Annotated in this window: 16 protein-coding genes; 4 read left to right on the plus strand and 12 right to left on the minus strand. The window is 32.7% G+C overall.

Going from position 1 to position 13,178, the window contains the following annotated elements; genetic code table 11:
- Positions 1-72 precede the first annotated feature (72 nt).
- The 3 genes from KPF49_RS05060 to KPF49_RS05070 are packed head-to-tail and all read left to right on the plus strand — an operon-like array spanning position 73 to position 2,492.
- Positions 73-705 (plus strand): GNAT family N-acetyltransferase, encoded by a 633-nt coding sequence (locus KPF49_RS05060; RefSeq protein ID WP_183672683.1) that lies wholly within the window; start codon positions 73-75, stop codon positions 703-705.
- A 10-nt stretch (positions 706-715) separates the two neighbouring features.
- A complete protein-coding gene (locus tag KPF49_RS05065; protein ID WP_183672682.1) occupies positions 716-1,348 on the plus strand; it encodes a CBS and ACT domain-containing protein in 633 nt (210 codons plus the stop codon).
- Position 1,349: 1 nt separating this feature from the next.
- Positions 1,350-2,492, plus strand: coding sequence for an acetoin utilization protein AcuC (locus KPF49_RS05070; protein ID WP_183672681.1), 1,143 nt, complete (start codon positions 1,350-1,352; stop codon positions 2,490-2,492).
- Between the two features lie 47 nt (positions 2,493-2,539).
- Here the strand turns inward: KPF49_RS05070 and KPF49_RS05075 are convergent, their stop codons facing one another.
- The 11 genes from KPF49_RS05075 to KPF49_RS05125 form a co-directional block, all read right to left on the minus strand.
- Positions 2,540-2,839, minus strand: coding sequence for an AzlD domain-containing protein (locus KPF49_RS05075; protein WP_183672680.1), 300 nt, complete (start codon positions 2,837-2,839; stop codon positions 2,540-2,542).
- Positions 2,836-3,525: an AzlC family ABC transporter permease gene (locus tag KPF49_RS05080; RefSeq protein WP_183672679.1), complete on the minus strand. Its 690-nt coding sequence runs from the start codon at positions 3,523-3,525 to the stop codon at positions 2,836-2,838. The genes KPF49_RS05075 and KPF49_RS05080 overlap by 4 nt, the downstream gene beginning before the upstream one ends.
- Positions 3,526-3,682: 157 nt before the next feature.
- Positions 3,683-4,669, minus strand: coding sequence for a LacI family DNA-binding transcriptional regulator (locus KPF49_RS05085; RefSeq protein ID WP_183672678.1), 987 nt, complete (start codon positions 4,667-4,669; stop codon positions 3,683-3,685).
- A 117-nt stretch (positions 4,670-4,786) separates the two neighbouring features.
- Positions 4,787-5,155, minus strand: coding sequence for a YtxH domain-containing protein (locus KPF49_RS05090; protein WP_183672677.1), 369 nt, complete (start codon positions 5,153-5,155; stop codon positions 4,787-4,789).
- A gap of 13 nt (positions 5,156-5,168) precedes the next feature.
- Entirely contained in the window at positions 5,169-5,615 is a 447-nt protein-coding gene (locus tag KPF49_RS05095; protein ID WP_183672676.1) for a DUF948 domain-containing protein, read from the minus strand.
- A gap of 71 nt (positions 5,616-5,686) precedes the next feature.
- The gene (murC, locus tag KPF49_RS05100; protein WP_183672675.1) at positions 5,687-6,985 is read right to left on the minus strand and encodes a UDP-N-acetylmuramate--L-alanine ligase; all 1,299 of its coding nucleotides are present in this window, start codon (positions 6,983-6,985) and stop codon (positions 5,687-5,689) included.
- A gap of 2 nt (positions 6,986-6,987) precedes the next feature.
- Complete coding sequence (locus KPF49_RS05105; RefSeq protein WP_183672674.1) at positions 6,988-8,586, minus strand: DNA translocase FtsK; 1,599 nt, start codon at positions 8,584-8,586, stop codon at positions 6,988-6,990.
- Between the two features lie 15 nt (positions 8,587-8,601).
- The gene (gene ytpR / locus KPF49_RS05110) at positions 8,602-9,183 is read right to left on the minus strand and encodes a YtpR family tRNA-binding protein (protein ID WP_183672673.1); all 582 of its coding nucleotides are present in this window, start codon (positions 9,181-9,183) and stop codon (positions 8,602-8,604) included.
- 15 nt (positions 9,184-9,198) lie between these two features.
- Positions 9,199-10,011 carry a DUF1444 family protein gene (locus tag KPF49_RS05115; RefSeq protein WP_183672672.1) on the minus strand — a complete coding sequence of 271 codons (813 nt, stop codon included), beginning with the start codon at positions 10,009-10,011 and terminating at the stop codon, positions 9,199-9,201.
- A 12-nt stretch (positions 10,012-10,023) separates the two neighbouring features.
- A complete protein-coding gene (locus KPF49_RS05120; protein WP_183672671.1) occupies positions 10,024-11,016 on the minus strand; it encodes a PTS sugar transporter subunit IIC in 993 nt (330 codons plus the stop codon).
- A complete protein-coding gene (locus tag KPF49_RS05125) occupies positions 11,013-12,089 on the minus strand; it encodes a M42 family metallopeptidase (RefSeq protein WP_183672670.1) in 1,077 nt (358 codons plus the stop codon). Before KPF49_RS05125 ends, KPF49_RS05120 begins: the two co-directional genes overlap by 4 nt.
- 72 nt (positions 12,090-12,161) lie before the next feature.
- On the opposite strand from KPF49_RS05125, the gene KPF49_RS05130 reads away from it, so the two are divergent.
- Positions 12,162-12,461, plus strand: coding sequence for a hypothetical protein (locus KPF49_RS05130; protein ID WP_183672669.1), 300 nt, complete (start codon positions 12,162-12,164; stop codon positions 12,459-12,461).
- Positions 12,462-12,542: 81 nt separating this feature from the next.
- On the opposite strand, the gene trmB is transcribed toward KPF49_RS05130, so the two are convergent.
- Positions 12,543-13,175 (minus strand): tRNA (guanosine(46)-N7)-methyltransferase TrmB, encoded by a 633-nt coding sequence (trmB, locus tag KPF49_RS05135; RefSeq protein ID WP_183672668.1) that lies wholly within the window; start codon positions 13,173-13,175, stop codon positions 12,543-12,545.
- Positions 13,176-13,178 lie beyond the last annotated feature (3 nt).

Raw genomic sequence — 13,178 nt, forward strand, 5'->3', positions numbered from 1 at the left:
TTATCAAATATTCTATAAAATATTAATGTATACTATATTTAAACTAGTGAATTTTAGTTTAGGGGTGAGGCATTGAAGCATAAAAAAACATTTCATAAATTAGAATATGAAATTAACAATCAGAGCATCGTAATTGAAGGTCCTATCGATGAAAAAACATTAAAAACTTATTCTTTTGATTCTACTTTGGAAGCGTTTAGAAGACCAAACGATCAATTTGAAGCGCTTCAAGAAATCGCTACTCTAGAAGAAGGAAGAATCATTATCGCTCGCGTCGACAATCATATTATTGGATACGTCACATATCATAGACCTGACGAATTCGAACGATGGAGTTTAGGAAATCATGAATTTATATTAGAACTTGGTGCAGTTGAAGTATCTAAAAAATTTCGTAATTCAAAGATTGGTAAAAACTTATTAAAACTTTCTTTTATGGATGATTATATGGAAAACTATATCGTTTTAACGACTGAATATTATTGGCACTGGGATCTTAAAGGCACTAAATTAGACGTTTATGAATATAAGGATTTGATGATTCGTTTAATGGCAGTCGCTGGATTTGAAGTATATATGACAAATGACCCTGAAATTACAAGTCATCCAGCAAACACATTAATGGCAAGAATTGGTAAGTATATTAATAGAGATCAGCGCATTATTTTTGATGAAATTAGGTTTAAAGACCGTTTCTTTTTCTAAGGAGGATACTATGTTAGTCAGTCGAATAATGACAAAAAATGTAAAAATACTCTCACCTGAACACACAGTAAACGATGCATTAAATATGATGAATGAAAATAAAATACGTCATATTCCAATCGTAGAAAATGACGAAGTCATTGGCTTAGTTACAGATAAAGATATTAACTTAGCACTACCTTCCATACTAAATAAAGATTCAAAAACGACAATCCATCACCCATTAAAAGATATTATGAAAACTAAAGTGATGTTTACAAGTCCTAGAGATTTTGTTGAAGAACTCGCCGTCGATTTTTTACAATTTGACATCGGTGCAATTGTCGTTATTCAATCAAAAAAACTCGTTGGTATTATTACTCAAACTGATATTATGCACGCATTTATAGATATTACAGGTATGAATATTCCAGGTTCTATTATAGAAATTGATGTTTTAGATCGACCAGGAATCGTATATGATATCGGTAAAATATTATATGATTTAAATATTAAAGCAGTTTCTATTACAATTTTTGATAATAAAGAAATAGAAGGTCATAAATTCGTCGTCATTAAAGTAAATGCAATGAATCCAATGTTTGTCATTAAAAAACTTAAGGAAATGGGCTACGACGTTGTAGATCCTATGAACCGGGGATAATATGAACGCGTTATACGTCTATAGTGACGAGCTTTTAAAGTATCGTTTTAACGATACACATCCTTTTAATCAGATGCGTCTAAAAATGACGACAGACCTACTTAAATCAGCAAATTTTTTAAATGACGAAGATATTGTTCAACCTCGTGTTGCAACAGAAGAAGAAATTTTACTCGTCCATAAACCAGATTATGTAGATGCAGTTAAACGTGCCGGACATAATGAAATTTCAGAAAAGGAACTTGAAAATTTTGGTTTAAATACTGAAGATACTCCGCAATTTGAAAACATGCATGAAAAATGTTCGATGCTCGTCGGTGCATCACTGACTGGTGCAGACTTAATTATGAACAATAAAGCAAAAAAAGTTGCTTCACTCGCTGGTGGATTACATCATGGATTTACTGGTAAAGCTAGTGGCTTTTGTGTATATAACGACGCTGCAATTGCATGCCAATACTTAAGAGTAAAATATAATCAGCGTGTCTTATATATCGATACCGATGCACATCATGGAGATGGTGTACAGTTTACATTTTATGATATGAATGATGTAATGACTTATTCTATTCACGAGACTGGTCGGTACTTATTTCCTGGTACAGGGCTTGTTACAGAACGAGGGGTGGATCTTGGCTTTGGTTTTAGTGTGAATCTGCCAGTAGATGCTTTTACTGAAGACGATTCTTTTCTTCAAATTTTTGAAGAAAGTGTTGAAATTGTCGCACGTCAGTTTAACCCTGATATCATCGTGCATGTAAATGGTGTTGACGCACATTACAGAGATCCGATGACTCACTTATCATTAACTTCAAAGTCATATGAAGAAATACCAAGAATTGTTAATAAAATAGCGGATAAATATGCAAATGGTAAGCTTCTTGCCTTAGGGGGCGGTGGTTATAACATTTGGCAAGTCGTTCCTAGAATGTGGGCACAAGTATGGCTTGCTATAAAGGAAATCGATTCACCAAAAGGAAAATTACCTGAAGCATTTATCGAGAAATATCAACCATTATCAAAATTAGACTTCCCTATAGAATGGGAAGATGATTTATCAGACTATAAAGATATACCAAGGCGAGATGAAATTACTGAAAGAAATGCAATGGTACTCGATAGAATAAAAATGTATTTAGAATAATAAAACTGCCTCGTTATTTTATTTAATATAACGAGGCAAATTTTAAATTACATAATTAACATTAATAAATATATAAAGAAAACTGAAAGAACAACTACAAAAAACAATGGTACACGAAAGATACCTAATATAGCAGCAAAAATTCCTCCAAGTATTCCTTGAAGCGGGGTCTCTACTGCATATAGTATTCCTGGAAAAATTAAAACACCTAATGCAGCGATCGGAATATAATTTAAAAATGTAATAAATATATCTGGTAATACAAACTTTCCTATAAAAAATACAGGTAATATTCTTGGCAATATGTTTACAACTGCTAATAATAAAACTAGACTTAAAATATTCATGTGACTGTTCCTTTATTTTTATCTTTTACTTCTAAAATTAAACCAATTAACGCAGCACCAACCATCGCGAGAACGATAGAAACACCCGCTGCTACACCTATTTCTTTTAATAAAAAGTGCATACCCATTCCAATACTTGCAACAACAAAATTTTTAAAATCTCTAACTGCAGGCATTAAAAGTGCAATAAACAACGCATAGAGTGCTATACCACTTGATATAACGAGTTTTTCACTCATAATTTCTCCAGTTAAATAACCGACAACAGTAAATACCACCCAAAATAAATAAGATACAAACAGCGTTATAAAATAATCAGTAAAAGTTTTTCTCTCTTCAGGATATCTACTCGTCACGGCAAAAGTTTCGTCCGTTACAAAAATAGAAATCAACAATCTCTTAATAAAATTTAATTGCTTTAAATCATAATTTATTTTAAAACTCATTATAAACATTCGTGAATTTAATATAAATATAGCGATAATAATTGCGATATAACCACTATCTTCTAACATTTGTAAAGTTAAAAATTGTCCTGCACCTGCATAATTTAAAACACTCATTAATGTTGTAGACAATAAGTCAATGAGTGGTTTTGCTGTTATACCAAAAGCCATCGCAACAGGTAAATATCCAAAACCAATTGCTATACCGTCAGAAAAAGAGCGCTTATATACTTCACTCAATAACCACCACTCCTTTGAAAACAATTAGTAACATTTTATCATAAACTTTCTGAAAATTGTGAAATATATTTAATTTTATTCTATAAATAAAAATTATAATTAAACATAAAAAAACTTGAGTTTTATATTAAACTCAAGTTTAAAAATATAAGCCGCATTATACACGAGTTGTTTTAGCATAATTAATATCAAGTGGTAATACGTTAATTTTTTCTTCAACTTCTTCATTATTCATGAGCTTTGTAAGTAATCTCATTCCAACAGCTCCAACGTCGTATAACGGTACTGCAATCGTTGATAATCTTGGTCTCATCATATAAGCAATTCGTGTGTTTGAACAGCTAATCACTTCTAAGTCTTCAGGTACACTGATGTTTTCGTCTAACGTTCCATGAAGGATACCACCAGCAACTTCATCTGATATTGCGATGACGGCATCTGCTTTTACCTCTTTCACTTCGCTAAATAAGTCCATACCCTCTTCATATGTGTTAGCGTAAAACTCAAACATATTATCTTTACTCATATTATTTCTTTCAAGTACTTCGATTATTTTATCAGCTAAAATGTTTTCTAAAATGTTATGATATCCACTTTGTACATACGCAATTTTTTCATTACCTCTATCGATAAATCCTTGTACAACACGTTCGATTGCATCTCTGTAATTTGCGTTTACTCTATAGATCGACATATCTTTAGAATATCCACACACAACTACTGGTGTTGTTGTACGCTGGATACTTTCAATCACTGACTTGTCATCTGTACCACCTAAAAAGATAATACCATCTACTTGATTACTACGCAGTGTTTCAAATGCATCGAATTCTTTTTTTGCATCATTATCCGTATTTGTAATAATAATTTGATACTTGTACATTTCAGCGATTTCTTCTAGACCTCTAAGTACTGCTGAATAGTATAAATCAGAAATGTCTGGAATAATCACTCCGACTGTTTTTGTCTTTTTACTCGCTAGACCACGAGCAACTGCGTTCGGTTTATAATTTAATCTCTCTATGACGTCTTTTACTTTACGACGAGTTTCTGGCTTAACATTTGGATTTCCGTTTAATACTCTTGAGACAGTTGCCATTGATACGTTAGCCTCTCGCGCAACATCGTAAATCGTAATAGTCATTGGTCGTTAACCTCCTATGAAAACGTTTTTGTTTATTGTTAATAATAACAGAAATTTAATGTTTATGTAAATCATTTCACGTTAAACAGTAAAAAATTCAGCCGAAACGGCTGAATTTTATAATTTTGATAAATCGATACTATCTTTTCCTTCGTTATGATCTTTAACATCTTGATGAATTGCTCTCTTTTGAGCTTCTAATTCAGTTTCATCTGTATCTTTAATACGTTTAACCTCATCAATTTCAGCTTTTTTCTCTCTTACTTTATCGACAACTTTGTCTTTTTGATCTTCAAAAGTTCCTTTAGGATCTTTTAAATCTTCTCTGAGAGATTGGCCAGATTTAGGTGCTAAGAATAGTCCAATTATAGACCCAACGATAACACCTAGTACTAAACCAAATGGTAAACCTTTTTTATTTTTTTGCTTTGGTTGTTCATAAGATTTAATACCATGAGTGTGTAAATCTCTATCATAACTTTCCATAAATATCCCTCGCTTAGTAGCGACCTTTTACTGCGCCGCTTCGTTGTTGACGTTGTTGCCATTTGTCAGCAATTTCCATTGCAACGTTAGACCATTGTACAACTTGTGCAATTTGTTCTTCATTTTCTGAGATATTAGTTGTAATCGAGTTTGTAACTCTGTCTACAGAAGTGTTTAAGTTTTGAACTGAGTAACCAACACCTTGTACTGCATCGACTACTGAATTTAATTTCTCAACTTTACCTTGAACATCTTCAACTAGACGGTTGCTTTTGTGTAGTAAATCTGTTGATTCACGCGTAATCCCTTGAATTTGTCCATCCATACCATCAAGTGTTTCTGCAACATAGTCTAAGTTCTTTTTAACACTAAATAAAACGATTGCTACAGCTATACATGCGACTAAAAAGCCGACAGCAGCGATAATAAGAGCAATCCACCCTAAAATACTCCAATCCATAAATAACGCCTCCGTTAATGTTTCTATGTGTATAATTATTTATAACCTAATTTAAATTAGAATAAACATGTTTACGAAATAAGTTCTGTAAATCTTTTTTCATACTTTTGAATGTCACCGGCACCCATGAAAATAATCACACTATCTTCATGTTGATCGAGGTCTTTTATTTTTGTTTCAGTAAGTAATTCCGCTTCAGGAATTAGTTTTACTAAATCCTCGCTCGATAAATTACCTGATGATTCTCTTGCTGAGCCAAATATATCTACAATATATACTTTATCTGCTTCTTTTAAACTGTGTGCAAACTCATCTAAAAATTTTTCAGTACGTGAAAATGTGTGTGGTTGGAAAACAGCAACAACTTTTCTGTTTTTATATTTTTTTCTTGCTGTTTCTAACGTCGCTTCGATTTCTTTAGGGTGATGAGCATAGTCATCCACTATAATATAATTTTTTAATTTCGTCTCAGAAAAACGACGTTTAACCCCACCGTATGTTAAGAATGCTGATTTAATATTTTCAAAATCTAGACCTTCTAAATAGCATACCGCGAGTACCGAAAGTGAGTTTAAAATTAAATGATCACCAAACATCGGAATTAAAAATTCGTCTATATACTCATTTTTTATATAAAGTTCGAAACGAGTACCCTCGTCTAAAACTTCAACGTTTCTCGCCTCTACTGTATAGTCTCCTTCAATTCCGTATGTGTAGATTGGAATATCTAGACTAATATCTTCAATATACTGATCTCCACCATATGCAATAACAGCCTTTTTAACTTGCTTTGCCATCGATTTAAAGGCAGATACAACATCATGAATATCTTCAAAATAATCTGGATGGTCAAAGTCAATGTTTGTAATAATTGCGTAATCTGGGTGATAGGCTAAGAAGTGACGACGATATTCACAGGATTCAAATGCAAAATAATCCGCATTATTTTTACCAACACCTGTCCCATCACCAATTAGATAAGTCGTTTCTTTATCACCATTCATAACATGACTAAGCAACCCTGTTGTCGACGTTTTACCATGCGAACCTGTGACAGCGATTGAAGTGTAGTCTTCCATAAAATTTGATAAAAATTCATGATAACGAATGACTGGATATCCTTTATCATATGCTTTTTTAATTTCTATATGATCATCGTTAAACGCGTTGCCTGCGATATAAGTATATCCTTCGACAATATTTTCAGCAGAAAATGGTAAGATTTTAATGCCTTTTTCTTTTAATTGATATTCTGTAAATACTTCGCTTGTAATATCTGATCCTTGAACTTCATGTCCTAGATCAAAAAGCACTTGAGCAAGTGCACTCATGCCTGCACCCTTTATTCCTATAAAGTGATATTTCTTCACAATTACACCTTACTTTCATCAGCTGGGTTAGTTAGATATTTAACGATATTATCTAATACCTCATCAGTTACAGTACCGATATTTAAGCGTACTGGACGATTTGAAGTTGAAATTGTAACGAGACAGTCATTTCCTTCAAACAGTTTATCAGCACCTTCAATAACTCTATTATTCTTATCATAATACGAAATTTTAGTCTGAATTAAATTAAGTAGTTGATATTTAATCGATGCATCTGTATTTGTATGATTTAGTACTAAGTGAATACCTAAAGCTTTACCCTGTTTTAATATTTGTAAAATTTGCCTGATAACTTCAGGGTTATTACGTTCAAAAATTTTATCGACTTCATCGATATATACAATAATTGAGCTTTTACGTGATTCTTGCTTAACACGTGTATTAAAGCTTTGAATATTACGTACATGTGCCCTTCTAAATTGAACGTTACGGCGATTCAACTCATCTATTATATCACTTAATGCATCATTATCGTTAACTGATTTTCTTTCACTGAATTTATGACTTAAGTTGTCATAAGGATTGAAAATATCATCGTCAGAAATGATTTTAAAATTAAATGCGTGATCACTATGATTCATAAGTAATGATACAAGTAAGTTATCAATCACTTCTGTACTTTTTTCTTCGTTACCGTAAATGAGTATATGTCCAGCTTTTCTTAATTCATATGTAAAAATTCTATTATCTACTGTTTTACCAAGTGCAAATCTAAAATCATTCTTTCTTAATTTTAAGCTACTATTTAAAAACAGTGTTTTATATAGAATTTCGTGCTCGTTATCAACTGGAAATTCAATTTGAATATTATTATCTCCTAGCACTTCTGAAACAATTCGAACATTTTCTTTCCGTAGAGCCCCTTCTAATTGTGCCTTTACATCATCAATTCGTGATAATTTAAAATGACGGTTTAACTGAATATTATAAGCTCCAACAACACCGTTTGAAATATATTCTGTCGCTTTACCTTCAATACCGATACTATTAAGAATACGATTTATTTCATCTAAATTTTCATTGTCATATTTAACAAAGTCTTCATCTTGTTCGCGACCTAATATACTTACTGGTGGCAATGTTTTACTCGGACCGATACGTCTATCTTCTTGAAGTGTAACCGGCGCTTCTTTAGTGTTAGACTCGACTACTTTACGTTTTTTATATTCGAGTTCTTTTTGTCTTTCTTCTTGTTTTAAACGAGCTGCTTCTCTAGAACGTTCACGCGCCTCTTTTGCTTCACGTTTTTTCACAATATCAGCGATAATTGGAGATTCATGATACTCAAACTTACGGCGGTATTCAGCAGTCTCATCATATTCGCGACGATTTGGATTTTTTGTACCATGAATTGCAGAAGGTACAACGCGTGCTTTAGTAATCGTTTGACTGGATGGTCGCTTTACTGAACGCCTCTCTAGAAAATCAGATTGAGAGGAATCTTTTTTAATAGACTCCTCTTTTTTACTTTCTTCATTTAATTCAAATGGGAAAGGAAAACGTTTATTTAATTTCATGTCATCTATTGTTTCATTACTAAATTTTCGATCTTGAAATCTATTTCTTGATCTTCTACGCATCCTTATTCCCCCTTACTAGTTAAAAAATGGTTGTCCAATTTCGTAACTATCGTCTAATACATAAATTCCTCTTACACCGTCATCTTCTAATCCTAACTCTTTTCTTGAAGAGATCATTCCGTTAGATTTAACACCTCTTAGCTCTGACGGTTTAATATATAAGCCATTCGGCATAAATGCTCCGACTTTCGCTACGACTACTTTTTGACCTTTATCAATATTTGGTGCACCACAAACAATTTGTAACACTTCGTCACCAACGTCAACTTTTGTCACACTTAAACGGTCCGCATCCTCATGTTGCTCACACTCTTTTACATACCCAACTACAAATTTCGGAGTTAAATCTGGATTAATTTCGTCTAAATCTCCATGAATAATATCGTTAATCTTTTGAACAATTTCTTCATTCGCTGTTTCTTTTTCTAATTCTTCTTCAGTGAATTTTTCACTCGCATTAAAAATATTTAGACCGAGTAGTTTATCGTTATTTAAAATCGCTGTAAAACCGTCGAAATCTTTCGTTTCAAATGAATTACTACCTTCTAATGATACGAGCAAGACATCTCCAATATTTTTATTATATGTTAATTTCATTGTTTCTCACCTTTATTATTTGTTCTTATCTTTATTATAGTTCTTTGTCTTACCTAAAATAAACACCGGCTCTAGTTTTTTATCTCTATAACTAAAGCTTAAACTTGTGATTGGTGTTAAACCTTCAGCAAAGTACTGCATCATCATCTGAGCCATAATATCATAACCGACTTCATTTTTAACATCTACGATAATTAGTACATCTTGATGTGGTAAGCCAATCATCATTTCTCCGTCAACTTGACTGTGAAATTCGTTTAAAAAGTCTTCATTTAAAATTCTAGATGCATCGTATCCGTCTTTATGACTGATGAAGTAAAAGTCATTTTCTTGGACTGTTTCTTTCTTTGTTTTAATACTTAACTCACTTAAGTTATTATACGCTTTTTCTTTAACTTCTTCTTTCGTTAAGTTTAATTTTTCAAGTAATTCTTCATCGATTAATTCATAAGAACGTCCATGATCAAGCGCATAGAAAATAACAGTTTCTGCTGTATGCTCGTCTACTAAAAATTTTGTACCCTCTTTTGTCTCTTTAGGAAAACTTGTACTTCTGACAACTGGGTAAATTTTATCAACATTAACTTCTTCTTTGTCATCTGCCATACGAAGTAACGTTTCTTTAACATAGTAGACAATCTCATCGATAATTTCTTCAGACTTATTTGCCTTTTGAAGTAGTTTATTTAACTCGATATCGACACCTTTAAAGTTATCTTTTCTCTCGACTCTTAATCTTTCTTCTTTTCTATTAAATCGACTATCATATTCTAACTCTGTGTCATCGAGTTTTTTTAAAACTTTATCTTTTAATTCAGTGACATTCATGAAATTCCTCCGTTATTCATTACCTAAATTCAGTACTTGGTCACCAGGTTTAATTAATCGAGCATTAAATAATACTTTGTAAAACGCATAAGTGACAACACCTGGAAGTATGAGGTGAAATACTGTAATTAGTATATATGTTGTCATATTTGGCCCCATCGTTTCAATTGCCATGATTTGGCCAACAAGTCCACTCGTTCCCATTCCTGCACCTGCACTATTATTTAACATCGGGAAAAACACTGTCATTATCGGTGCGACAATAATACTTGCAATTGATGGTGGTAAAATAATCCACGGATTTTTAATGATGTTTGCAACTTGTAACATTGAAGTTCCAAGCCCAATTGATAAAACCCCTGAAGAACCATTATCTTTATAACTCATCAGTGCTAAACCGACCATATGACAACAACATCCAATTACCGCCGCAGCTGCTGCGAGCCCGTCAATATCAATTATAACAGCAAGCGCTGCACTTGAGATTGGTGCAGTTAACGTAATTCCAAATACTAATGCAACGAGCATACCCATTATAAATGGATTTTGCTCAACTGCAAAGTTTACAAATGATCCGAGTGATGTCATTAATTTAGCAATATATGGACCGACAAATTTACCAACTAAAAACCCAATGATTATCGTTAGTATTGGAGAAATTAAAATATCTAATTTGGTACGTCCCGCATACAATCTAGAAAGTTCAGTTGCAACTAATACTGCGATAAAACTTCCTGCAACGCCTCCAAATTCATAAGCACTATACCCAACTGTTACAGCTGAGAATATAACGAGAGGATGTGCTTTTAGACCATATGCGATACTCGCACCTATCGCTGCACCAGTTAAACTCATCGCGAGTTCCCCAACCGGAATTAATTCACTTAACATTGGAACATAAGTCCCAATCGTTTTAATGATTAAACCAATAAGTAACGAAGAAAATAATCCAAGTGCCATAAAGCTCATCGAATCAATGAACCAGCGCTTTAATAATGTTCTCATCCTCTTAACTCCTGTACTTTTTCTTCATCAATTCCTTTGATTAATTCAGTTAATAATTTTTTTGCTTCTAAGTAGTCATTTTTATTAATAATTGAGTGACTTGTATGGATATATCTTGAGCAGATTCCAACGACAGCACTTGGTACTCCGTCGTTAGACACATGAATACTTCCAGCATCTGTACCTCCTGGAGATAAATAATACTGATACTTAACGTTATGATCTTCTGCTGTTTTTAGTAAGTAGTCTCTCATTGGTTTACCTAAAATCATCGTACCATCTTTAATTCTAAGTAACGTACCTTCACCAAGCTTACCGAGGTCATCTTTTTTACCGAGCATATCGTTAGCTGGCGAACAGTCTACAACAAACGCCACATCAGGTTTAATTAAGTTCGCACTTGCTTTTGCACCTCTTAAACCGACTTCTTCTTGAACGTTTGCACCGATGTATAAATTACAATCAAGCTCAACATCTTTTAATGCTTCTAATACTTCTAAAGCAATTAAACATCCGTAACGGTTGTCCCATGCTTTTGCTAAAAACTTATCTTCAGTCAATTTTTCAAACTTAACGTTTGGTACAATTGAATCACCGATATTCACACCCATTTCTAGCGCTTCTTCTTTAGAATCTGCACCGATATCGAGTAACATATCTTTAATCTTTGTACCCGTATCTTTTGATTCACCACGTCTAAAGTGAACTGGTACACTTCCGATGACTCCAGTAAGTTCTTTATTATCATTTGTTCTTACAGACATTCTTTGACTAAGTAATACATCTTCAGACCAACCGCCAAGTGGTGTGAATTTTAGAAATCCGTTATCTGTAATTTCAGTAACCATAAAACCTACTTCGTCCATGTGGCCAGCAACTAAAACGTTAGGAGCGTTTTCATTTTTTGATTTCTTAACTGCAAAAATACCACCTAAACCGTCATTAATGTAGTCGACATCTAACGCTTCAAATTCTTCTCTTAAGTAGTTACGTACTAAATCCTCAAATCCTGGTGCTCCATGTAGTTCTGTTAATACTTTCATTCTTTCTAAAGTTTTCTCGCTAAAATTCATGTGCATTTCTTCCTTTCTAAATTTATATTTATTAATGATTATGGTAGACTAACAGAAAGGGAGGCTACCATAATGTCAAAACGAAGTTTTTGGACAATTGTCCTAAGTGTTGTAGCAATTGTACCCGTAATTTTATGGGTAATTTCAAGACGTACAATCGATGTTGATAAAGTACTAGATAACCTTTACTTACAATTCGATGGTATTTCTTTTGTATCTGTTGACTACAATCAGTCAAATTCAGAACGATTTGGCCAAAACCCAAAAGTACTTCATGGAGTTGTTCACGTTGAACAAGGTGATGACCTTCAAAAGTACAATTTCACTGCAAATAAATATACTGGTGAAATCATGGAGATTACTGTACAGTAATTTCCATGTTTTTATATATGAATATATTTTATCAAACTATTGTGATAACAGAAACTAAGAAAAAAGCACCTACTAAAGGTGCTAAAACTGAATGACTATTTTATAAATTTTAAATCCTTTGCTACTAAACTTTTCTTCATATTCTGTACGAATATTATCTTCATCTTCTTCATCATGTAAATCTAGGTTAACTTCTAAAAATTCTGTACCAAATTGATTTAAAGATATTAAACTATATTCAAATAGTCCTCTATTATCTGTTTTAAATTGTAATGTCCCATTGTCATTTAAAATCTTTTTATATTGTGATAAAAATGACTCATATGTTAGACGTCGTTTTTCATGACGATTTTTTGGCCATGGATCAGAAAAATTCAAGTAAATTTTAGATACTTCATCTTCATTAAAATATTCATCTAGTAAGTTCGCGTCATATAATAGTAAACGAACATTTGTTAAACCTTCTTCAAGTACTTTTTCTAGTACTCTAATTAGAACGTTTTTCTCAATTTCAATACCAACGAAGTTAATATCGGGATTCTCTTTCGCTAGCGTTGTAATGAATTGCCCCATCCCAGTACCAACTTCTATATGAATATCGTTATCATTATTAAAAAATTCTTTTATATTGTTTTTATATGAACCGTCTACATCGACGATATGATTATTTTCTTTTAGAAAATCCATCGCCCACGGTTTATTTCTCATTCTCACAAT

Source organism: Nosocomiicoccus ampullae (genome assembly GCF_019357495.1).
Classification (GTDB): Bacteria; Bacillota; Bacilli; order Staphylococcales; family Salinicoccaceae; genus Nosocomiicoccus; species Nosocomiicoccus ampullae.